This is a genomic window from Amycolatopsis sp. NBC_01286 (assembly GCF_035982555.1).
Classification (GTDB): Bacteria; Actinomycetota; Actinomycetes; order Mycobacteriales; family Pseudonocardiaceae; genus Amycolatopsis.
On record NZ_CP108428.1, the window covers coordinates 4752501 to 4774060 of the forward strand.

Below are 21560 nucleotides of genomic sequence, written 5' to 3' on the forward strand. Positions count from 1 at the left end.
AGGGTTCCTGGGCCAGGCTAATCCGCCCAGGGTAAGTCGGGACCTAAGGCGAGGCCGACAGGCGTAGTCGATGGACAACGGGTTGATATTCCCGTACCCGAGCATGTGCGCCCATGACGAGGCGTTTGATACTAACCACCCAAAGCGTGCCGGTGATGCCTTCGGGCGGAGTTGGCATTGTGGAGCGTGGGACCTGATTTCGTAGTAGTCAAGCGATGGGGTGACGCAGGAAGGTAGCTCCGCCAGGCGATGGTTGTCCTGGTGTAAGCGTGTAGGAGAAAGCATAGGCAAATCCGTGCTTTATATACTCTGAGACGTGATGCGTAGCCGTTTGAGGTGAAGTAGAGTGATCCTATGCTGCCGAGAAAAGCCTCTAGTGAGTGCATGCACGGCCCGTACCCCAAACCAACACAGGTGGTCAGGTAGAGAATACTAAGGCGATCGGGTGAACTGTGGTTAAGGAACTCGGCAAAATGCCCCCGTAACTTCGGGAGAAGGGGGGCCAAACATCCTGAAGTCCTTTACGGACTAGGGGTGGGTGGCCGCAGAGACCAGCGGAAAGCGACTGTTTACTAAAAACACAGGTCCATGCGAAGTCGCAAGACGATGTATATGGACTGACGCCTGCCCGGTGCTGGAACGTTAAGAGGACCGGTTAATCCCTTCGGGGGTGAAGCTGAGAATTTAAGCGCCAGTAAACGGCGGTGGTAACTATAACCATCCTAAGGTAGCGAAATTCCTTGTCGGGTAAGTTCCGACCTGCACGAATGGCGTAACGACTTTCCGGCTGTCTCAACCACAGGCCCGGCGAAATTGCACTACGAGTAAAGATGCTCGTTACGCGCGGCAGGACGGAAAGACCCCGGGACCTTTACTATAGTTTGGTATTGGTTTTCGGTTCGGCTTGTGTAGGATAGGTGGGAGACTGTGAAGCGGTGACGCTAGTTACTGTGGAGTCATTGTTGAAATACCACTCTGGTCGAATTGGGAATCTGAACCTCGGGCCATGATCTGGTTCAGGGACAGTGCCTGATGGGTAGTTTAACTGGGGCGGTTGCCTCCTAAAGAGTAACGGAGGCGCCCAAAGGTTCCCTCAGCCTGGTTGGCAATCAGGTGTTGAGTGCAAGTGCACAAGGGAGCTTGACTGTGAGACAGACATGTCGAGCAGGGACGAAAGTCGGGACTAGTGATCCGGCACCACCTGGTGGAAGGGGTGTCGCTCAACGGATAAAAGGTACCCCGGGGATAACAGGCTGATCTTGCCCAAGAGTCCATATCGACGGCATGGTTTGGCACCTCGATGTCGGCTCGTCGCATCCTGGGGCCGGAGTAGGTCCCAAGGGTTGGGCTGTTCGCCCATTAAAGCGGCACGCGAGCTGGGTTTAGAACGTCGTGAGACAGTTCGGTCCCTATCCGCCGCGCGCGTAGGATACTTGAGGAAGGCTGTCCCTAGTACGAGAGGACCGGGACGGACGAACCTCTGGTGTGCCAGTTGTCCCGCCAGGGGCATGGCTGGTTGGCCACGTTCGGAAGGGATAACCGCTGAAGGCATCTAAGCGGGAAGCCTGTTCCAAGATGAGGTATCCCACCCTTTGTGGGTTAAGGCCCCCAATAGACCATTGGGTTGATAGGCCAGATATGGAAGCACAGTAATGTGTTGTCGAGTTGACTGGTACTAATAGGCCGAGGACTTGTCTACGAAGGTGTTACGCATCCACTCTACGGTTCTGAAACACCACACGGCCCTCGTGTTTTTGGGGGGTGTGGGTGTTTGATAGTGTTTCGGTGGTTTTAGCGTCAGGGAAACGCCCGGTCCCATTCCGAACCCGGAAGCTAAGCTTGACAGCGCCGATGGTACTGCAACCGAAGGGTTGTGGGAGAGTAGGACACCGCCGAACATTTCGTTGGGAGAGGGCCTGGCCCGGTCGAGAACACTAGTTCTCCCGGGCCAGGCCCTTTCTTTATGCCCAAAACCGGGTCGCCGGCACCGCAGCACCCGGTCGACCCCAGCCGTGTCGCTTCTCCCATCACACGTGTCGGCTCCTGAATCACGCGAGCCGGCTCTCCAATCACACGAGTTGCCCCTTCAAGCACGCGGGCCGGCGGTCTGGCCGCGTGGTGACCCGTGAATCACGGGTGTTGACTGCCTGATCATGGGTGTCGACTTGCGGATCGCAGGTGGCCGGCGCTTCGGTCGCGGGAGCCGACCATCGAGGTACGCGAGCCGACCGTCTAGATACGCGGGCCGACTGTCTGAGTACGCGAGCCGACCGTTCGGGAGGTGAGCCGACCGGCCGGGTACGTGAGCCGACTGCCTGGGTACGCGAACCGACCGGCTGAGTACGTGAGCTGACCAGCTGGGGACACGAGCCGACTCTTCGGGCGCGCGAGCTTGCTCTCGCGCGGTGCGCGAGTTCCGTCCTCAATCACGCGAGATCCGGCCAGAATCACGCGGGATCCGTGCGGGATCACGCGAGTTGCGGCTCCGATCATCCCGGCACCCGGCACCCGGCACCCGGCACCCGGCACCCGGCACCCGGCACCCGGCACCCGGCACCCGGTCTCACGCCCTCACGATTCGAGTGATGCCCGCCGGATCACCGGTGATGCCCGCCCAGTCACGAGAGACGCCCCGCGGATCACGTGTGACGCCCATGGGATTACTTGAAACTGGCCTTCCGCTGCTCGGAGCTGGGTCTCCGGCACCCGAATCCTTTGCCAGTAAGCGTGATCCGCGTGATCGGACACGGTATTGACGTGATTGCCGGCGGAACTCGCGTGATCCGAGACGGAACTCGCGTGATTGGGCGGGCATCTCGCGTGATCCGAGGCGGATCACACGTGATTGGAGGGGCATCTCGCGTGATTGGCGGGGCATCACCTGTGATTGGGGAGCCGACACGGGTGCCTGGAGTTGACCCGGGTGATTGGGAAGACGACATGCGTGATGAGAAGTCGGCGTGGGTGATGGGAAGTTGGTGCGGGTGATGGTGGGGCGAGCGGAGGACTGGGGTTAGGGGGTGGGGCGGCGTAGGAGGTAGGTGTCCATGATCCAGCCGTGGTGTTCTCGGGCCGCCGTGCGCGTTTCGCGGATTTTGGTTGCCAGCGCGGGAGTCAGTGGGCCTGAGATGAGGATTTCGTCTGGGGTGCCTACGTACGCTCCCCAGTAGATCGTCAGGTCGTGTGATGTATAGCGGTCGAAGGTCGTGTGGGCGTCCAGGAGGACGAAGACGTCGTCGACGTCGGGAGGCCAGCCTGTTGCCAGGAGTCGGCCTGTCGTGAGCTGGACTGCTCGGCCGATCTGGTTCATCGTTGTGCGGTGGCGGGCCACCAGCGCCGAGATGCTGCTGATGCCCGGGATCACCTCGTACTCGAACGTCACCCGGCCGCGGGCCAGCACCGTCTCGATCAGTGCGATCGTGCTGTCGTACAGCGATGGGTCGCCCCACACCAGGAAGGCGCCCGTCTGAGACGTGGCCAGCGAAGAGAGGATCACGCTCTCGTAGACCTCGGCGCGGGCCGCGTGCCAGTCGGCTACCGCTGCTCGGTAGTCCGCCGGCTTGCGGTCGCGGGGTGGGTCCGCGACCAGGACCACGCGGTACGGGCGCGTCACGTACCGGTCGAGGATCTCCTCGCGCAGCCGCACCAGGTCGGCCTTCTCCTCGCCCTTGTCCAGCACGAAGAACACGTCGACGCGGTTGAGGCGATCCACCGCCTGCACCGTCAGGTGCTCCGGGTCGCCGGCGCCGATCCCGATCGCGTAGATCTTCCGCATCCCGCGAGTCTGCCGGGGCCGGTGGAACACCCCTACCCCCGATGGGTATAAAGGAGGGAGAACGAAAGGAGCCGTCGATGACCGAAGCGACGTACACCGTCGAGGGCATGACCTGCGGACACTGCGCCACCTCCGTGCGCGAGGAGGTCTCCGAGCTCGCCGGGGTCAACGGCGTCGACGTCGACGTCGAGAGCGGGCGCGTCACCGTGACCAGCGACACCCCGCTGACGACCGACGCCGTCGCGGCCGCGGTCACCGAGGCCGGCTACCGCCTGGTGGCCTGAGCGCCATGACCACCGCGCAGTCCGAACGCGTCGAGCTCGCCATCGGCGGGATGACCTGCGCCTCCTGCGCGTCCCGCGTCGAGCGCAAGCTCAACAAGGTCGGCGGCGTGACGGCGACGGTGAACTACGCCACCGAGAAAGCCCAGGTCAGCTTCCCCAGCGGCCTCTCGGTCGGCGAGCTCGTCGGGGTCGTCGAGGCCGCCGGGTACTCGGCCCGGGTACCGGAGGCCGACGCGGCCGACGACTCGACGTCGCTGCGCAAACGTTTGCTGCTCTCCGCCCTGCTCACCGTCCCGGTGCTGGCGCTCGCGATGGTGCCCGCCTGGCAGTTCGACTACTGGCAGTGGGTCTCGCTGGTCCTCGCCGCCCCGGTCGTGACGTGGGGCGCGTGGCCGTTCCACCGCGCCGCCGCGGTCAACCTGCGGCACGTCACCGCCACCATGGACACCCTGATCTCGCTCGGCGTGCTCGCGTCGACGGCCTGGTCGCTGTACGCGCTCCTGTTCGGCATGGCCGGCGAGATCGGCATGCGCCACGAGTTCACGCTGGTCAGCTCGGGCATGACCGGCGACAGCCTGTACTTCGAGGTGGCCGCCACGGTCACCACGTTCATCCTGGCCGGCCGCTACTTCGAAGCCCGGTCCAAGCGCCGCGCGGGCGCCGCCCTGCGCGCGCTGCTGGACCTCGGCGCGAAGGACGTCACCGTCCTCCGCGACGGCGAAGAGCGCCTGCTCGCGGCCACCGACCTGCGCGTCGGGGACGTCTTCGTCGCCCGGCCCGGCGAGAAGATCGCCACCGACGGCGTCGTCACCGAAGGCCGCTCCGCCGTCGACACCAGCATGCTCACCGGGGAGTCGACGCCGGTCGAGGCCGGTCCGGGGGACGCGGTCACCGGCGCGACCGTGAACGTCGGCGGGCGGCTGCTCGTCCGCGCGACGCAGGTCGGCGCGGACACCCGGCTCGCGCAGCTGGCCCGCCTGGTCGAGGCCGCGCAGACCGGCAAGGCCCAGGCTCAGCGCCTCGCCGACCGGGTGTCGGCGGTGTTCGTGCCGGTGGTCGTCTTCGCGGCGCTCGCCACGCTGGTCGTCTGGCTGGCGACGGGCGGCCGCGCGGATCAGGCGTTCACCGCGGCCGTCGCGGTGCTGATCATCGCCTGCCCGTGCGCGCTCGGCCTCGCGACGCCGACGGCGCTGCTCGTCGGCACCGGCCGCGGCGCGCAGCTGGGCATCGTCATCAAGGGCCCCGAGGTGCTCGAGTCCACCCGCCGCGTCGACACCGTCGTGCTCGACAAGACCGGCACCGTCACCACCGGCCGGATGACGCTGGTCGAGGGGGACGGCGAGGTCCTGCGGCTGGCCGGCGCGGTCGAAACGGCGTCCGAGCACCCGGTCGCCCGCGCGATCGTGACGGCCGCCCGGGAGCGGTTCGGCCCGCTCCCCGCCGTCACGGGCTTCCGCAGCACCGCCGGGCTCGGCGTCACCGGCGTCGTCGAAGGCAAGCAGGTCAGCGTGGGCCGGGGGTCGTTCGTCGGGGCGGCCGGGACGTCCGGCGTGCACGTCGCCTGGGACGGCGAGGTCCACGGGACGCTGACCGTCGCCGACACGATCAAGCCGACGTCCGCCCAAGCCGTCGCCGAGCTGCGCGCGCTCGGCCTGCGGCCGGTGCTGCTGACCGGGGACGACGCCGGCGTGGCCCGGGCGATCGCGGCCGAGGCGGGGATCGACGAGGTCGTCGCCGAGGTGCTGCCCGAGGGCAAGGTCGACGTCGTGAAGCGGCTGCAGGCCGAAGGGCGCGTGGTCGCGATGGTCGGCGACGGCGTCAACGACGCGGCGGCGCTCGCCCAGGCCGACCTGGGGCTGGCCATGGGCACCGGCACCGACGCGGCCATCGAGGCCGGCGACCTGACGCTCGTGCGCGGCGACCTGCGCGCCGCCGGTGACGCGATCCGGCTGGCCCGCCGGACGCTGGCCACCATCAAGGGCAACCTGTTCTGGGCGTTCGCCTACAACGTCGCGGCGCTGCCGCTGGCCGCGCTCGGCCTGCTCAACCCGATGATCGCGGGCGCGGCGATGGCGTGTTCCTCGGCCTTCGTCGTGAGCAACAGCCTCCGCCTGCGCCGGTTCCGCTGAGTCACCCCGCCCGATACGTGGGGTGGGTATACTCGGTCGCGGAGGATTGCCGACAGACGCGGGGACGGGTGGGCCATGACGGGTTACGGCAACGAGCGAGAGGCCTACCTCAAGCGCCTGCGCCGCATCGAAGGGCAGATCCGCGGGCTGCAGCGCATGGTCGAGCAGGACAAGTACTGCATCGACATCCTGACCCAGGTCTCCGCGGCGACGAAGGCCCTGCAGTCGTTCTCGCTGGAGCTGCTCGACGAGCACCTCGCGACCTGCGTGGTCCAGGCCGCCGCGGCCGGCGGTGAGGAAGCCGACCTGAAGGTGCGGGAAGCCTCGGACGCGATCGCGCGGCTCGTGCGCTCCTGACCAAGGCCGAGTCGTGAGTGGTTAGGGCGGTTAGAACCGCCCTAACCACTCACGACGAGCCGCGGCAGATCAGCGGACCAGCACGGCGAGGGTCAGGCCGCCCGCGTTCGTCGTGAAGTGGACGATCACCGACGCCAGCACTCCGTGGCCCTTGTGGCGCCACCAGTGCAGGAGGATGCCGGCGGCGCCCGCCGCGGCCATCGCCAGGATCTGGAGCACCACCACCGGCGTCGTGCCGAACACCGCGTGGACCGCCGCGTTGCGGCCGATCGCCAGGGCCGGCAGGTAGTGCCAGAGGCCGAACAACGCCGCCGCGCCCAGGATCGGCGGCCAGCGCCAGCGGTCGTCCCGCGCGCCGAGCAGGGCCGGCAGCACGCCGCGGAACGCGATCTCCTCGATCAGCACCGTGCCGAACAGGATCCGGCCGCACGTCAGCCAGATCAGCTGGCCGAAGTCGGGGGTGCCGACGCGGCCGTCCTGGTAGACCGTCCGCAGCGCCGGCACGGCCAGCGCGATCCCGAACACCACCGCGACCAGCCCGGCTCCGGCCAGTCCGACCAGGGCGGACCGCCGGAACGAGCGCAAGCCCAGGTCGGACCACGACAACCCGGCCCAGCGCGCCAGGCCGATCAGCACCGACGCGGCCACCAGCCCGCACACCGGGTACGCCCAGCCGGGCAGCACGCGGTTGGCCAGTGTGGTCGACGCGGCGAGCGTCACGACCGCCGCGACCAGGGCGAACGCTCGGATCAAGGGATGATGTCCCGCGAGTCGAGCGCGTCGGTCAGCCGTTCGCGCAGCTCGGCCGCGGTGGCCCGCGGGTCGATCTCCGACGGCGGCGAGAGCACCTTCGAGATCACCGTCGACAGGTTCTGGTACGCCGGGGTCAGCGGCCGGACGGCGGCGTCGGACAGCGCGGCCAGGATGTCCGGCTTCATCGGGAACTGGGCCGCCATCGTCGAGCCGGCGTCGGCCGGGTCGAGCGGCGCCGGGTCGTCGTAGACCGAACGGGTCGTCGGGGCCAGGCCGTCCTCGATCGCCTGGTACTTCTGGCTCGCCGGGCTGCGCAGGCACAACGCCGCGTCGAACGCCTCCGCCCGGTGTGGCGAGTACGTGCTGATCGCCAGGTTGAAGCCGCCGATCGTGACGCGGCTCGCGCGCCCCGGCACCACCGACGGGTATCTGGCCCACTTCACGTGCGCCAGGTCCTGCGGCTTCTCCTTCGCGTAGGACGCGTAGACGTACGGCCAGTTCAGCTCCAGCGCACCCTGCCCGCGCTGGAACGCCTGCCGGACTTCGTCCTCTTTCGAGTTGCCCAGCGACGGGTCGGTGATCCCGGCCGTGGTGAGCGTCTTCAGCAGCTCCAGCGCGCGGACGGCGCCGTCGTCCATGAGCACGGACTTGCCGTCGCCGGACAGGATGTGCCCGCCCGCCGACGCGACCAGGGTGTTGTAGAACACCACCAGCCCCTCGTACTGGGCGCCGGTGAACAGGATGTTCGCCGGCTTCCCGGCCGCTTTCAGGGCCTGGGCCTGCGTGATCATCTCGTCGAACGTCTTCGGCGGCGACGGCGTGAGCCGGTCGTCGTACCAGAGCAGCTGGACGTTCGTGTGCTTCGTCGCCGCGTACAGCTTGCCGTTCCAGCGCGCGGTCGAGAGCGGTCCGGGCAGGACGTCCCGCGTCGCCTCGGCCTTGGCCGCGCCGGTCCACGGCACCACCCAGCCCGCCTCGGCGAACTCCGGCACCCAGGTGACGTCGAGGCCGAGCACGTCCAACGACGGGTCTTCCGCGGCGAGCCGGCGCACCATCTGCTCACGCTGCCCGTCCGCGCTGCGCGGGAGCTTGTGGTACTCGATCCGGTAGCGGCCGGCGGCGGCCGCGTTGCAGGTGTCGACGACGTGCTGGAGGTTGTTCTCCGGCGAGACGTACAGGTTGATCGTCAGGCCGGAGCCGCTGCCGCACGCGGTGACGGTGCCCGCGACCAGCACAGCGGCCAGCGTGATCGTCGTCGAGCGCATGGGCGTCCCCTCACCTCGGCCGGGCGATCACCCGATCATGGGTGCTGCCCGGCCGGGGGACAAGGGGTCACCCGACCGCGTCGGAAAGATCGTCGGCCGGTGAGCGTCGCTGGACGGGCACCCGCTTGGCCATCGGCAAGGTGGCTTCGGGGTCGGACGGCCCCTCGTCGAGGGCGACGGCCGCTTCGGCCAGCAGGCCCCGGCAGCCGAGGAGGCTCGCGTGGAGCTTGTCGCGGACGTCGTTGAGGGCCGCGACCTCGCGTTCCGCGGCCGTGACCAGGGTTTCACCCTTTCGGGTGGCGTCGGTGATCAGCTGCCCGGCCGTGGCCCGGGCCGTGGCGAGCTCGGATTCGCCCGTGGTGACCAGGGTTTCCTTGCGCCGGGTGGCTTCGGCGACCAGCTCGGCGGCCTTCGCGCGGGCGGCGGCGTCCTGCTCGGCCAGCTCGCGCGTGGCTTCGGTGCGGCGGGCCGTGATCGCTCGCGTGTGATCCTCTTCCTGGCGGGCCCGGCGGTGCGCCGCGGCTTCGTCGAGCTCACGGCGGCGCTGCTCGGTCGCCCGCAGGAGTTCCTCGTGCTCGACGCGCTGCTGCGCCCGCTCGGCTTCGGCCAGAGCGAGGACTTCGTGTTCCTTCTCGGTGAGCCGGACGGCCTCGAGCTCGGCGTCACGGCGGATCCGTTCGGCGTTTTCCCTTGCCCGCCCGGTGATTTCGGTCGCTTCCTCGCGGGTGAGCTCGATCATCCGGCGCGAGCGCTCCTGCAGCGCGTCCGGTGCGATCGGGGTCCGGCTGATCCGGTCGATCTTGACCCGGAGCTCACGGTTCTCGTCGGCGAACGCGGCCGCGCGCCGGGCCGCGGCGTCGCGTTCGTCGGTGAGTCTGCGGATCTCGGCCTCGGCCCACTCGACGTATTCGACGACCTGCGCGCGGTGGAAACCGCGCCACGCCTGGTCGAATCCGGGCTGCGTGCGCGCCACGTCCTCGCCACCGCCGGGGGCCATGCCTCACCTCCGAATTGGATGGTTTCTCCTCGGCCGCACGTTTTCCTTGTGGTGCCGGGGATTTCCGTGTGCACCCCAGTGTGCCGCAAACCGGCCCCCGCGCGCTGCCCGGGCGGGCGATCATTCGTCGAGCGGTTCCCCGGCGCCGGTGGACGTGCTCCGGACGCCGGGCAGTTCGGCCAGTTCGGCGGCGAGGTCGTAAAGATCACCCCGGCCGTCGAGGCGCAGGGTGACGACCGCGATCCGTTGCCCCTCCTCGGAAGTAGACTCGTGGTCGACCTCCACGTGGTGCACCGACCAGCCGCGTCCGGTGCACGTGGCGAGCGCCGCGCGGAGCACGCCTTGGCCGTCGACGTAGCTCAAGCGCACCACCGGCGGCTCCTTGCGGTGGCGGGCGACGAACCGCTGCAGCGGCGGCAACCCGCGCGTCACCACGAAGTGCCCGATCGTCGTGCCGACCGCGAGCACCGGCAGCCCGGCACCGCACGCCGTGCCGACCGCGGCGGTGAGCCAGATCGTCGCGGCCGTGGTCAGCCCGCGGACGGCGTCGCGGCGCACGAAGATCAGCCCGGCGCCGAGGAAGCCGATGCCGGACACGATCTGCGCGGCGATCCGCGACGGGTCGAGCGCGATGCCGCTCGTCGTGAGCAGGTCGGCGAAGCCGTACTTCGACACCAGCATGAACACGGCCGAGCCGACGCCGACCAGGCTGTGCGTCCGCAGGCCGGCGGCCTTCATGCCGGCTTCGCGTTCGAGGCCGATGGCGACGCTGAGCAGCAGCGCGAGCACCACCGGCGGCAGCAGCTGCCACTGCGCCGACGTGGACCACAGAGTGGTCAAGATCACTACCTCCCGAGGTCTTCGGTGCCGGCACGCGGGGAGAACCGCCGGGGCCGTCACCAGGGGATACTGGGTCGAGAGCACCGATCGTGCCAGGGTGGGGTGGAGCGCGTGACAGCGAGTCGGCCGGTTCCGGCCCCGGACTTCGTGGGCTACCCGGAGGTGCGGCGCGGCGTCCGCGCGCTGCTGGAGGCGCGGCCCGGCACCCACCTGCGCCCGGTGCCCGCGTGCCGGGAGTGGACCGTCACGGACCTGGTCGCCCACGTCGTGGAGATCGCCGAGCGGGTCCTCGGCCAGGGCGGCACCCCGTTGCCCGCGCCGGCCGTCCCGGCCCTGCTCGACCGCTGGGACGACGTCGGCGAGCAGCTCGACCGCCGGCTCGCGGCGGCGGACGGGCGCAGCGGCGAGATCATGGTGATGGACGCCTACACCCACGAGCTGGACCTGCGCGCGGCGCTGGACGTGCCGCCGCCGGCGGAGCACCTGGCGTGGGCGCCGAGCTTCGAGGTGCTGGTCAGGGGCTTTTCCGGCGCCGTGTCGGCCGGTGGTCTCCCGGCGCTGCGGCTGCGCACGACCGGCGGTTCGGAGTGGACGGTCGGGCGCGGCCGGGTGGCCGGGACGCTGACGGCACCGGCGCACGACCTCTACCGCGCCCTGGCCGGCCGCCGGTCACCCGCGCAGCTGGCGGCGTTCGAGTGGACCGGGAACCCGGCGTGGTGGCTCCCGGCTTTCACCTGGGGCCCGTTCGTGCCGCCCGCGCACCCCGGGGTGTAGCTGGACCGCTGGTCGAATGCGGTTGCCGACGGGCGTCGATGCGCTGTGTGAACTAGAACCTGCTGGTCAGCGGCTTGCCGGTCGCACGTGTCGTCGCGGAAGCGGAACCGAAAAGACCGCGCACCCGGGGCAGGCCCGGGGTGCGCGGTCTTCGGCTTGGTTCAGGCGGCTTCGGCGGCGGTGCTCGCGACCGCGGTCAGGCGGACCGGGAGGGTGCGGTGGCCGTTCATGATGAACGTCGGGAGCGGGGGCAGCTCCTCGGCGGACACGGCGAGGGTCAGCGCCGGGAAGCGGTCGAACAGGGCGGACAGGCCGACCTTGGCCACCATCCGGGCGATGCCCGCGCCCAGGCAGTAGTGCGGGCCGTAGCCGAAGGACAGGTGCTCCTTGTCCTCGCGGGCGATGTCGAACGTGCAGCGCGACTCGCCGTGCAGCTCCGGGTCGCGGCCGATCGCGGCGTAGTTGACCAGGATCGGGTCGCCCTTCGGGATGACGACGTCGCCCAGGTCGATGTCCTCGACGGCGTAGCGCAGCGGGAGGTTCGCGATGGGCGACTCCAGCCGCAGCACCTCGTCGATGACGGCGTCCCAGTCGGCCTCGCCGGACTTGACCAGATCGAGCTGCTCGGGGTGGCTGAGCAGCAGGGTGATCGCCTTGTCGAAGAAGTTGATCGTGGTCTCCGAGCCGGCGCCGAGGATCGCGAAGATCGTGTCGGCCAGCTCCTGCTCGGACAGCCGGGAGCCGTCCTCGTCGCGGGCGGCGATCAGGTCGCTGGTGATGTCCGCGCCCGGCTCGACGCGCTTGAGCGCGACCAGGTCGGCGATCGCGGTGCGCCAGCCCACCAGGACCCCCTGCGCCTGCTCCGGGGTGATCGTGGTGTCCAGCATGACGTCGAGGACCTTCGCGGCCGCGACCCGGGCCTCCTCGGACATCCCGATCAGGTCGGCGACCAGCATGCCGGGCAGCGGGTAGGCGAACCGCTCCTTGAGGTCCACGACCTCGCCGGGCGGCACCGCGGCCAGCGCGTCCAGCAGCACGGTCGCCAGGTTCTCCACGTGCGGGCGGATCTCTTCGGTCCGCCGCGAGGTGAACGCCTTGCCGATCAGCCGGCGCAGCCGGTGGTGGTCGCGGCCGTAGGTGGTGGAGACGTTGTCCATCGCCACCCAGCTGATCAGTTCCCAGTCCGGGCGGAGCTCCCCGTTGGTGAACGCCGGCCAGTGGTTGCGGGCGCTCTTGGTGACGTTCGGGTCGGTCAGCAGCTTCTTGATGACGTCGTGGCTGTTGACCGACCAGACGAGCACGTCGCCGGGCAGCGTCACCTGGACGGCGGAGCCCTGCGTGCGCAACTCGTCGGCCTGGCCGTGGATGTCACGGCCGCTCGGATCCAAGGCGGGACAACGGTTTTCCATGGGGTGACTCCTGAATCTGTGCGGACCTGTCAGACCGTTCGCTCGGCCGTCACGAACACGAAGATGCCGGCGGCGAGCCACTGCCCGCCGATGTCTTGTTCCGATCCTGCCGAGGCCGGTCCGGGAGCTCGTCTTCATTGTTGCGAATTCCGTTGTGTCACAAGGAGAATGCGCACTGTTCCGGCGTGAACGGCCAGCGCAAGGCGGGAGATGCGGCGTGCGGCGCCGGGGTGTGACGCTGGCCGCATGACTGAGTTCAAGGGCAGGACAGTTCTCATCACCGGCGGTGGGAGCGGCATCGGTTTTGCCACCGCGAAAAAACTGGTCGAAGCGGGCGCGAACGTGGTGCTCGCCGGGCGGCGCATCGAGAAGATCGACGCCGCGGCAAAGGATCTGGACCCCAGCGGCGAGCGGGTCCTCGCCGTGGGCACCGACGTGTCCCGGCTGGACGACCTGGACGAGCTGGTCGAGCAGATCAAGCGTCGTTTCGGCCGGCTGGACGGCATCTTCGCCAACGCGGGAGTGGCCATGGCCTTCTCCATCCCGCGGGAGTTCACCGAGATCGAGTTCGATCAGATCGTCGGTACGAACTTCAAGGGCGCCTTCTACACGATCCAGAAGGCCTCGGCGCTCTTCGACGAGGCCGGCGGCGCCGTCGTGGTCAACGGCACCGTCCTCGTGCAGCACGGCATGGGGCTGGCCATGGGGCTGGCGACGGCCTACTCCACGACGAAGGCCGCCGTGACCAACCTGGCCCGCGCCCTCGCCGCCGACCTCGGCAGCCGGGGGATCCGGGTCAACGCGGTCACCCCCGGGTTCATCGACACGGAGATGTTCGACGAGCTCGCCCCGATCGACGAGGTGCGGGAGATCTGCCGCCGCCAGGTGCCGATCGGCCGGCTCGGCCAGGCCGACGAGGTCGCCGACGCGGTGACCTTCCTGCTGTCGCCGCGCGCGGCGTACATCACCGGGCAGGCGCTCGGGGTCGACGGTGGCCTCGGTGGCTCCCTGCCGATGAGTGGCGCCGCGGCCTGACCACCCCTCGGCGTACTCGGGCCGGAGCCGTTCCAGCGACGTCCCAGCGCGGGGCGCACGGGGAACGAATCCACACGGTCACAACGAGTACGAGACGAGGAACAACATGCCAAACCGTCGGGACTTCCTACGACTGGGCGTAGGTGCCGGCGCGGCCGCGGTGCTCGGCACGACCGCGGCCGCGGCCGCGAGCGGCGCGGTGTCGTCCGGTCGCGGCCGAGCGATCGACTGGAAGGCGTTGCGTCGCCACGTCGCGGGCGACGTGGTCCTGCCGGGTGAAGCGGACTACGACCGGGCTCGCGTGGGGGCGAGCTCGCAGTTCGACGCGATCCGGCCGCAGGCGGTCGCGTACTGCGAGTCGAGCGCCGACGTGGCGACGGTCCTGCGCTTCGCCGGGGACAACGCGCTGCACCTGGTTCCGCGCAGTGGCGGGCACAGCTTCGGCGGCTACTCGAACACGACCGGGGTCATCCTGGACGTCTCCCGGATGAACAGAATCCAGGTCAACGGCGCCACCGTCACCGTCGGCTCGGGGACGCAGCAGATCGACGCGCTCGCGGCGCTGTCCCCGCGCGGGCTCATGCTCGCCGGCGGCCAGTGCGCGACGGTCGGGGTCGGCGGTTTCCTGCAGGGCGGCGGGATCGGGATGCTGACCCGCAAGGCGGGCCTTGGCGCCGACCGGATGGTCGGCGCCGACGTCGTGCTGGCCGACGGCCGGAAGGTGCGCGCGTCCCAGCAGGAGAACCCCGACCTGTTCTGGGCCCTGCGCGGCAACGGCGGCGGCAACTACGGCGTGATCACGAGCTACGAGCTCGCGCCCGTGCCGGTCACCTCGATGGTCAACTACACCGTCGCCTGGCCGATCGACGTGGCGAAGCAGGTCATCGAGACCTGGCAGCCGTGGGCGATCGGCGCGCCGTGGGACCTCGCCGCCTCGATGTCGGTGTACACCCCCGACGCCGCGACCGTGCCCTCGGCGGTGGTCGCCTACGGCGCGTGGTTCGGCACCCAAGCCGCGCTCGAGAGCCTGCTCGACACCCTCGTCGCGCAGGTCGGGGTCGCGCCGACCGCCCGTGTGGTGGGCCAGAAGGCCCCCCGTGACGCGATGCTGGAGTGGTACGGCTGCAGCCAGCTGACCACCGACCAGTGCCACCGGGTCGGCTACTCGTCCGCGGGGCAGATGCCGCGGACGAACTTCTACCGCACCCGCAACCGGATGTTCGGCGGTCCGGCGCCCTCGGTGGACGCGCTGCTCGCGGCCTACGAAGCCGACCCGCGCCCCGGGCAGTTCAAGATGCTGTACTTCGAGACCCTCGGCGGCCAGGCCGGCGTCCCGGACCGGCGCGCGACCGCCTACGTCCACCGGAACAGCCGGATGCTGTGCGGTTACTCGGTTTCGCTGAACAACCCGAACTACGTCGCCGAGGACGCCGCGGCCGGCGAGCAGTGGCTCACCGGCGGCTTCGCCGCGCTGGACCGGCACTCCCTCGGCGAGAGCTACCAGAACTTCATCGACCCGGCGCTCCCGAACTGGCAGGCCGCCTACTACGCGGAGAACTACCCGAAGCTGGTCGCGGTCAAGCGGCGCTACGACCCGCACCGCTTCTTCCACTTCGACCGCGCCATCGGCTGAAGTCCCGCACCACAGCAACGAAAAGACCGGCCGGCCCGAGTGGGCCGGCCGGTCTTTTCTTCGTACCGCGGTGTTTCCGGATCAGACCACGTGCACGTCCGGCACGTACAGCAGCCACTTGCCGCCGTCCGCGACGAACTCCTGCTCCTTGGCCATGATCTCCTCGGCGTGGTTCCACGCGAACAGCAGCGCGTAGTCGGGCCGGTTCTCGGCGAAGTCCGACGGCGGCCGCACCGGGATGCGCTGCCCCGGCGTGACGAGCCCCTGCTTCGCGTCCGTCGAGTCGCTGATGTACTCGACCAGGTCCGGTCCGATGCCGCAGAAGTTGAGCACCGTGGCGCTCTTCGCGGTCGCGCCGTAGCCGACCACGCGAGCGCCCGCGGCGCGCAGCTCGGTCAGCTTCGCGACGAGGGCGGTCCGGATCTCCAGCACGCCCTCGGCGAACGTCTGCAACGTCGCGGGGGACGTGAGCTCACGCTCGGCCTCCTCCGCCAGCAGCGCCTCGACCGCCGCCGACGGCGTGCGCGCGCCGAGCCGGGCGATCGTGTAGCGCACCTCGCCGCCGTGCACCGGCAGCCGCCGCACGTCCACGAGGTCGAAGCCGAACCGGTTCGCCGCGGCCCGCACCGAGCGCGCGGAGAAGAGGTAGAAGTGCTCGTCGTAGATCTGGTCGAACGACCGCTTCGCGACGATGTCGCCGAGGTAGGGGTCCTCGAAGACGAACACGCCGTTCGGCGCGAGCAACGCGTCCACGCCGCGGAAGATCGAGTCCAGGTAGGGGATGTGGCAGATCGTGTTGGCCGAGTAGATGACGTCGGCCGGCCCGTCGGCGGCGGCGGTCTCCCGGGCCGTCGACTCCTCGAAGAAGTCGCCGCGCACCCGGATGCCGGCCGCCCTGGCCATCTCGGCCGGGTGACCGGACGGCTCGAAGCCGAGGTGGCGGACGCCGGCGTCCCGGATGGTCCCGAGCATGACGCCGTCGTTGCTGCCGATCTCGACGATGAACGGGTCGTCGCCGGCCAGCTCGGTCTCCAGGAAGTCCCGGGCCACGCCGCTGAAGTACTCGGTCATGTACCGCGAGCCGGACGAGGTGAACGGGTAGTCCTCGTGGAACATCTCCTCCCGCGGCACCTCCTCGACCAGCTGCACCATCGTGCACGTCGTGCAGTGGCCGACGGCGAGCCGGAAGAAGAACTCGCCGGAGGTGTCCTCCGGGGTGCGGAAGCGCTGGGATACGGGCTGGCTGCCCAGGTCGAGGAACTCCTCGACCTGGCCGCCGCACACCCGGCAGCTGACGTCGGATGGGGTAACGCTGTCCCGATCGGTCACGGGGTAATCCTCCTCGTCGTTCGTTCGATGGCGCGGCTCAGAGGTCCGCGATCACGTCGCGGAGCGCGCCGATCACCTTGTCCTGGGTGTATTCGGGCAGCGACGGGTACATGGGCAGCGAGAAGATCTCGCCGGCGAGCCGTTCGGTGACCGGCAGCGAGCCGGTGGCGTAGCCGAGGTGGGCGAACCCGGTCATCGTGTGCACCGGCCACGGGTAGCTGATGTTGAGCGCGATGTCGTAGGCGGCCAGCCGTTCGATGATCGTGTCGCGCTGCGGGTGGCGCACGACGTAGACGTAGTAGACGTGCTCGTTGCCGGGCGCGGTGACCGGCAGCCGCAGCCCGGGGAGGTCGCCGAGTCCCTCGGCGTAGCGGTCGGCGATCGCCCGCCGGGCCGCCACGTAGTCGTCGAGGCGGCGCAGCTTGCGGCGCAGGATCTCGGCCTGCAGCTCGTCGAGGCGGCAGTTGTGGCCCGGCGTGCCGACCACGTAGTACTGCTTCTCCATGCCGTAGTAGCGCAGCCGGCGCAGGTTTTCGTCCACTGTGGAGTCACTGGTGAGCACCGCGCCGCCGTCGCCGTACCCGCCGAGGACCTTGGTGGGGTAGAAGGAGAACGCGGCCGCGTCGCCCATGGTCCCGGCCGGGCGGCCGTGGTGGCGCGCGCCGTGCGCCTGCGCGCAGTCCTCGAGCAGCACCAGGCCGTGCTCGTCGGCCAGCCGGCGCAGCGGGGCCATGTCGGCGCACTGGCCGTAGAGGTGCACCGGCAGCAAAGCCTTGGTGCGCGGCGTGATCGCGGCCGCGACCTGCCCGACGTCCATCAGGAAGTCCTCTTCCCTGATGTCCACGAACACCGGTGTCGCGCCGGCGCCGTCGATGGCGAGGACGGTCGGGGCCGCCGTGTTGGACACGGTGATCACCTCGTCACCTGGGCCGACGCCGAGGGCCTGCAGCCCGAGCTTCACCGCGTTGGTCCCGTTGTCGACGCCCGCGCAGAGCCCGCCGCCGTGGTAGTCGGCGAACTCCGCCTCGAACCCGCTCACGCTCGGCCCGAGCACGAGCTGACCCGACTCGAAGACCGTCGTGACCGCGTCGATCAGCTCGGCCTTCTCCATCTCGTATTCCAGCAGGTAGTCCCAGACCCGAGTCGTCACGTGAGCTCCTTCTTCGTCGCCTCCGCGGACCGTGCGGCCCGGACGTTCATGTAGTTGCTGTCGTGATCGAGCCCGAGGGCCTGCGCGCTGAGGTAGTCGACGGCGTCCGGGTAGGTGTAGGGCTGCATGAAGCAGCCGGCGCGGGCGTCGCGGTAGAGCCGGGCGAGCGGGTGCCCCGCGGTGAACGAGGCGCCGCCGGTCAGCGTGAGGCAGTCGCCGACGATGTCCGGCACCACCTTGTTGACGTGCTGCTTGGCGTACTGGAACGGGAGCATCATGAGCCGGCCCCGCTCGTCGAGGTCCCCGCTGAGGTCCACGTTGGCGATGTCCGCGTTGGCCAGTGCGGAGCCGACGGTGGCGCGGACGCTGTAGAGCCGCGTGTCGATCTCGGCGACGAGCGTGCGGACCGCCGCGGCCGGGGTACCCTTCCGGCGCGCCACGGCCGCCACCGCGATGTCGCGCGCGGCCTGGGCGACCCCGACGTAGACGCCGAGGTTCGCGCAGGAACTGACCGTCTGCCCGGCGAGCCCCACGTCGCTGCGCGTCCCGACGACCCCGCGCAGCAGCACGTTCTCGTCCGGCAGCAGGCAGTTCTCGAAGACGATGTCCACGGTGCCGGACGCCCGCATGCCGAGGCCGTCCCAGTTGTCGATGATCGTCATCCCCGGGGTGTCCGCGGCCAGCACCGGCGCGGCCAGCCGGTGCGGCTCGCCCTCGACCCGCGTCTCGGCGGAGACGATCACGTGCTTGGCGATCCCGGCCATGGTCACCAGCGTCTTGCGGCCGTTGAGCACCCAGCCCTCGCCCGACCCGGCCCGGGTCAGCGTGGTGACGCCCGAGTGGTGGTCCTTCACGCCGCCGCACACCGGATCGCCCGCGGCCATCAGCTTCAGCACCTGCGCGGCCAGCTGCTGGGCCGCCGGGGAACCGTGCTTCCACTCGTACTGGAAGGTCAGGCCGCGGCTGAACTGGGCGTGCAGCACGAGGGCCGTCGACGCGTCCGCCTCGGCGACCCGGCTCAGCGCGACGGCGACGTCGTAGAGGCTGCGCACCCCGAGGCCGCCCAGCTCGGCCGGCACCGTGCCGCCCAGCACGCCGTTGCGGCCGTACGCCTCGATGACGTCGACCGGCAGCGTGCCCGCGCGGTCGTGGTCCGCCGCACCGGCTCGCACGGCCGGGAGGTGCTCGTCGATCAGGTCGAGCAGCGCGCGCCCCTCCTCGGTGACCGGCTGGTAGAGCGCGCCGGATGCCCGGTGGATCACGGTTTCGGTCAGCATGTCGTCCCCACAGCTCCTTGTGCGCGGTCCGCGCTCAGTCGAAGAGGCGCACGGCCCCGGTGTTGATGGCCGCCAGCAGCGTGCGCGCCTGGATGTTCACGTAGTGGCCGTGCCGCATCAGCGAGCTGAGCTGGTTCGGCGTCACCCACTGGTAGCCCTCCGGCGGCTCCAGCGGCGCCTGTGCTTCGTCGGCCTCGACGATGAGGTAGCGGTTCTCCGCGTTGAGCAGGCGGCCGCCTTCCTCGGACTGCACCGAGGTGTAGCGGACGCGTTCCGGTGCGGCGTCGAGGACCAGGTTGAGGAACCGCGACCGGGACGACCCGTCGAGCGGGTGGTACTGCGGGGTGCACTGCACCGTCGGCCCCATCTCGACGCCGTTGCGGAACCCGCCCTCGGCCCGCGCGTGCACCAGCAGGTGCGGCACGCCGGCGAAGTGGCGCAGCACGAAGGCGGTGAGTCCGAAGTGGACGGGCTCGAGCAACGGCTGGCTCCACTGGGTGACCTCCCGGCTGTCGGCCCGCACGGACACGGCGACGACCCGGAAGTACCAGTCCCGCTCGTGCTTGACCGTCCACTCGTCGCTCGTCCAGTCGCCGACGTCGTTGAGCGGGATGTGCCGGGCGTGCACGTCGTAGCGGGACCGCTCCGCGGTGAACCACGAGAGCACGTCGGCGTCGGAGTGCAGCGCGCCGTCCTCGGCCACGTTCGCCGGGGCGCAGGCCAGGACGGTGCGGGTGTCCATGTTGATCACGTTGTCCTGCCACAGCAGGTCGCCGGCCTGGCCGAGGGTCAGCCAGCAGAAGTCCTCGCGCGCGGGGACGTCCTCGTCGACCTCGATGATCATGTTCCGGTTCACCTTGCGGGAGAACCAGGAGCCGTGCTCGGACTGCAGCACGTCCGCGATCACCTTGCCGCGCCCGGGATCGAGGAAGTACTCGAGGTAGGGCACCGAGGCGCCCTTGTGCACGCCGGTGTAGTTGCTGTGGGTGGCCTGCACGGTCGGCGAGAGCTGCAGCGGGTTCGGGTTGCCCGGCTCCATCTTGGCCTGCAGCAGGCAGTGCAGGACGCCGTCGAACTCCTTGACGAGGATGCCGAGGATGCCCACTTCGGGCTGCACGATGATCGGCTGCTGCCAGTGCCGGTAGGAGCTCGGCGAGCCGCCGTCCACCGTGACGTCGAGCCCCTCGATGGTGAAGAACTTCCCGCTGCGGTGCGCGAGGTTGCCGGTCTCGGGGTGCGTGGACCAGCCGTCCAGCTCGGTGAACGGGATCCGGTCCACCTGGTAGCGGTGGGCCCGCGCGCGGCCGGCGAGCCAGCCGGTGACGTCGGCGGTGTCGTGCAGGTGGTCGCCGTGCTTCGCCGCGGCGGAGCGGGCGAGCCGATCGGGCAGCGACAGGTCCTCGCGAGGCTCGAGCCGGACCGGCGCCGCGGCGCGCTCGCCGGGCGGCACGATCCGGGCGAACCGGCCGACCACGGAGTCGCTCAGCGCGGTGCCCCGGACCGACGCGCCGTCGAGCACGATCGAGTCCGTGAGCGTGGCCGCGTGGATCACGCAGTCCTCGCCGACCGCGGTGTTCGGGCCGATCTCGCTTTCGGCCACGACGGTGTGGGCGCCGACGATCGCCGGCCCGACGATCCGGGACCGGACCACCCGCGCCCCGCGCTCGACCACGACCGGGCCGACCAGCTTCGTCTCGGCGTCGACGGCCCCGGCGACGTCACGGTGCAGTTCGCCGAGCAGGTGCCGGTTGCACTCGAGCACCGCGTCCGGGGACTCGACGGCCCGCCAGAAGCCGAAGTACTCCTGCGCACCGACTTCGACGCCCCGCTCGTGCAACCAGCGGATCACGTCGATGATGCCGGGCTCGGCCGCGTCGCCGGCGGCGGCGGAGACGGCCGCGGCGGCGTCGTGGATCCCGGCGGTGAAGAAGTACGCGCCGATGACGGCCAGGCCGTCGCCGCCGGCGTCCGCGAGGTGCTCCGGCAGGCAGCGCACGAGGCCGTTGTCGCCCACTTCGGCCACGGCGAACGCGCTCGGGTCCGGCACCTTGTGCACGAGCAGCTGCGCCACCGGCCGGGTGGAGCGGAACTCCGCGGCCGCCGCGCCGAGCCCGTCGGCGAGCAGGTTCGCGCCGGAGTACAGCAGGAAGTCGTCACCGTCGAGGAAGTCCCGGGCCGCGGCGAGGGCCGGCAGGATCCCGGGTGGACCGTCGTGGGGGAGCACGCGCACGCCGTTGCCGACCGCGCCGAAGTTCTGCGACTCGCGGTCGTCGATGACGATCCCGATGTCGCTCACCCCGATGTCGCGGACGGTCTCCAGGACGTAGTCGAGCAGGGGCTTGTTGGCGATCCGGACGAGCTGGGCGGGCGTGGACCGATCGAGCGGGTGTCGCCAGTCGTCCCAGCCGCCCGGCAGCACCAGAGCCTTCATTAGCCCGTCCCTTAGTCGCCGTTACGGAGGAGAACTTCCTGTACACACAGTGAACTCGCCGGTGTTCGGCAGGCATCTCCCGACTTGCCTTTCGTCCACGGCAACGACTTCTCGCGACAGCG

Annotated in this window: 16 protein-coding genes and 2 rRNA genes (1 of these 18 only partly in view); 8 read left to right on the top strand and 10 right to left on the bottom strand. The window is 69.9% G+C overall.

Features of this window, described 5'->3' with window-relative positions:
• Positions 1-1699, top strand: a 23S ribosomal RNA gene (locus tag OG570_RS22835); it begins 1423 nt to the left of the window's first position.
• An 82-nt stretch (positions 1700-1781) separates the two neighbouring features.
• Positions 1782-1898: ribosomal RNA gene (gene rrf / locus OG570_RS22840) — 5S ribosomal RNA — on the top strand.
• Between the two features lie 1115 nt (positions 1899-3013).
• Here rrf and cobF read toward each other — a convergent pair.
• Entirely contained in the window at positions 3014-3775 is a 762-nt protein-coding gene (cobF, locus tag OG570_RS22845; RefSeq protein WP_326959153.1) for a precorrin-6A synthase (deacetylating), read from the bottom strand.
• 77 nt (positions 3776-3852) lie between these two features.
• On the opposite strand from cobF, the gene OG570_RS22850 reads away from it, so the two are divergent.
• From OG570_RS22850 to OG570_RS22860, 3 genes are all read left to right on the top strand, one after another.
• Positions 3853-4059: a heavy-metal-associated domain-containing protein gene (locus OG570_RS22850; RefSeq protein WP_247055618.1), complete on the top strand. Its 207-nt coding sequence runs from the start codon at positions 3853-3855 to the stop codon at positions 4057-4059.
• 5 nt (positions 4060-4064) lie between these two features.
• Positions 4065-6188 carry a heavy metal translocating P-type ATPase gene (locus OG570_RS22855; RefSeq protein ID WP_326959155.1) on the top strand — a complete coding sequence of 708 codons (2124 nt, stop codon included), beginning with the start codon at positions 4065-4067 and terminating at the stop codon, positions 6186-6188.
• A gap of 75 nt (positions 6189-6263) precedes the next feature.
• Positions 6264-6545, top strand: coding sequence for a metal-sensitive transcriptional regulator (locus tag OG570_RS22860; protein WP_247055614.1), 282 nt, complete (start codon positions 6264-6266; stop codon positions 6543-6545).
• A gap of 69 nt (positions 6546-6614) precedes the next feature.
• Here OG570_RS22860 and OG570_RS22865 read toward each other — a convergent pair whose 3' ends face one another.
• The 4 genes from OG570_RS22865 to OG570_RS22880 form a co-directional block, all read right to left on the bottom strand.
• Positions 6615-7298 carry a CPBP family glutamic-type intramembrane protease gene (locus tag OG570_RS22865; protein WP_326959157.1) on the bottom strand — a complete coding sequence of 228 codons (684 nt, stop codon included), beginning with the start codon at positions 7296-7298 and terminating at the stop codon, positions 6615-6617.
• Entirely contained in the window at positions 7295-8563 is a 1269-nt protein-coding gene (locus OG570_RS22870; protein WP_326959159.1) for an ABC transporter substrate-binding protein, read from the bottom strand. The genes OG570_RS22865 and OG570_RS22870 overlap by 4 nt, the downstream gene beginning before the upstream one ends.
• 67 nt (positions 8564-8630) lie before the next feature.
• Complete coding sequence (locus tag OG570_RS22875; protein WP_326959162.1) at positions 8631-9560, bottom strand: M protein; 930 nt, start codon at positions 9558-9560, stop codon at positions 8631-8633.
• Positions 9561-9680: 120 nt separating this feature from the next.
• On the bottom strand, positions 9681-10400 hold the full coding sequence (locus OG570_RS22880) for an MgtC/SapB family protein (RefSeq protein ID WP_326943509.1): 720 nt from the start codon (positions 10398-10400) through the stop codon (positions 9681-9683).
• Between the two features lie 111 nt (positions 10401-10511).
• On the opposite strand from OG570_RS22880, the gene OG570_RS22885 reads away from it, so the two are divergent.
• Positions 10512-11174: a maleylpyruvate isomerase N-terminal domain-containing protein gene (locus OG570_RS22885; RefSeq protein WP_326959164.1), complete on the top strand. Its 663-nt coding sequence runs from the start codon at positions 10512-10514 to the stop codon at positions 11172-11174.
• Positions 11175-11335: 161 nt separating this feature from the next.
• Here OG570_RS22885 and OG570_RS22890 read toward each other — a convergent pair whose 3' ends face one another.
• Complete coding sequence (locus tag OG570_RS22890; RefSeq protein WP_326959166.1) at positions 11336-12583, bottom strand: cytochrome P450 family protein; 1248 nt, start codon at positions 12581-12583, stop codon at positions 11336-11338.
• A 246-nt stretch (positions 12584-12829) separates the two neighbouring features.
• Between OG570_RS22890 and OG570_RS22895 the strand changes: the two genes are divergently transcribed.
• Positions 12830-13618, top strand: a complete 789-nt coding sequence (locus OG570_RS22895; RefSeq protein ID WP_326959168.1) for an SDR family NAD(P)-dependent oxidoreductase — start codon at positions 12830-12832, stop codon at positions 13616-13618.
• 106 nt (positions 13619-13724) lie between these two features.
• Entirely contained in the window at positions 13725-15251 is a 1527-nt protein-coding gene (locus tag OG570_RS22900) for an FAD-binding oxidoreductase (RefSeq protein WP_326959169.1), read from the top strand.
• An 81-nt stretch (positions 15252-15332) separates the two neighbouring features.
• On the opposite strand, the gene OG570_RS22905 is transcribed toward OG570_RS22900, so the two are convergent.
• From OG570_RS22905 to OG570_RS22920, 4 genes are read right to left on the bottom strand one after another with little or no spacing between them, the layout of a single operon-like run.
• A complete protein-coding gene (locus OG570_RS22905; protein WP_247055595.1) occupies positions 15333-16580 on the bottom strand; it encodes a class I SAM-dependent methyltransferase in 1248 nt (415 codons plus the stop codon).
• 37 nt (positions 16581-16617) lie between these two features.
• The gene (locus OG570_RS22910) at positions 16618-17730 is read right to left on the bottom strand and encodes a DegT/DnrJ/EryC1/StrS family aminotransferase (RefSeq protein WP_247055593.1); all 1113 of its coding nucleotides are present in this window, start codon (positions 17728-17730) and stop codon (positions 16618-16620) included.
• Positions 17727-19007, bottom strand: coding sequence for an acyl-CoA dehydrogenase family protein (locus OG570_RS22915; protein WP_247055590.1), 1281 nt, complete (start codon positions 19005-19007; stop codon positions 17727-17729). Before OG570_RS22915 ends, OG570_RS22910 begins: the two co-directional genes overlap by 4 nt.
• A gap of 34 nt (positions 19008-19041) precedes the next feature.
• The gene (locus tag OG570_RS22920) at positions 19042-21438 is read right to left on the bottom strand and encodes an NDP-hexose 2,3-dehydratase family protein (RefSeq protein ID WP_326943503.1); all 2397 of its coding nucleotides are present in this window, start codon (positions 21436-21438) and stop codon (positions 19042-19044) included.
• Positions 21439-21560 lie beyond the last annotated feature (122 nt).

Bases quoted from the DNA above. Each gene is read 5' to 3' on its own strand.
- OG570_RS22855 (WP_326959155.1), top strand. From the start codon at position 4,065: ATGACCACCGCGCAGTCCGAACGCGTCGAGCTCGCCATCGGCGGGATG.
- OG570_RS22850 (WP_247055618.1), top strand. From the start codon at position 3,853: ATGACCGAAGCGACGTACACCGTCGAGGGCATGACCTGCGGACACTGC.
- OG570_RS22915 (WP_247055590.1), bottom strand. From the start codon at position 19,007: ATGCTGACCGAAACCGTGATCCACCGGGCATCCGGCGCGCTCTACCAG.
- OG570_RS22860 (WP_247055614.1), top strand. From the start codon at position 6,264: ATGACGGGTTACGGCAACGAGCGAGAGGCCTACCTCAAGCGCCTGCGC.
- OG570_RS22870 (WP_326959159.1), bottom strand. From the start codon at position 8,563: ATGCGCTCGACGACGATCACGCTGGCCGCTGTGCTGGTCGCGGGCACC.
- cobF (WP_326959153.1), bottom strand. From the start codon at position 3,775: ATGCGGAAGATCTACGCGATCGGGATCGGCGCCGGCGACCCGGAGCAC.
- OG570_RS22900 (WP_326959169.1), top strand. From the start codon at position 13,725: ATGCCAAACCGTCGGGACTTCCTACGACTGGGCGTAGGTGCCGGCGCG.
- OG570_RS22875 (WP_326959162.1), bottom strand. From the start codon at position 9,560: ATGGCCCCCGGCGGTGGCGAGGACGTGGCGCGCACGCAGCCCGGATTC.
- OG570_RS22920 (WP_326943503.1), bottom strand. From the start codon at position 21,438: ATGAAGGCTCTGGTGCTGCCGGGCGGCTGGGACGACTGGCGACACCCG.
- OG570_RS22890 (WP_326959166.1), bottom strand. From the start codon at position 12,583: ATGGAAAACCGTTGTCCCGCCTTGGATCCGAGCGGCCGTGACATCCAC.
- OG570_RS22895 (WP_326959168.1), top strand. From the start codon at position 12,830: ATGACTGAGTTCAAGGGCAGGACAGTTCTCATCACCGGCGGTGGGAGC.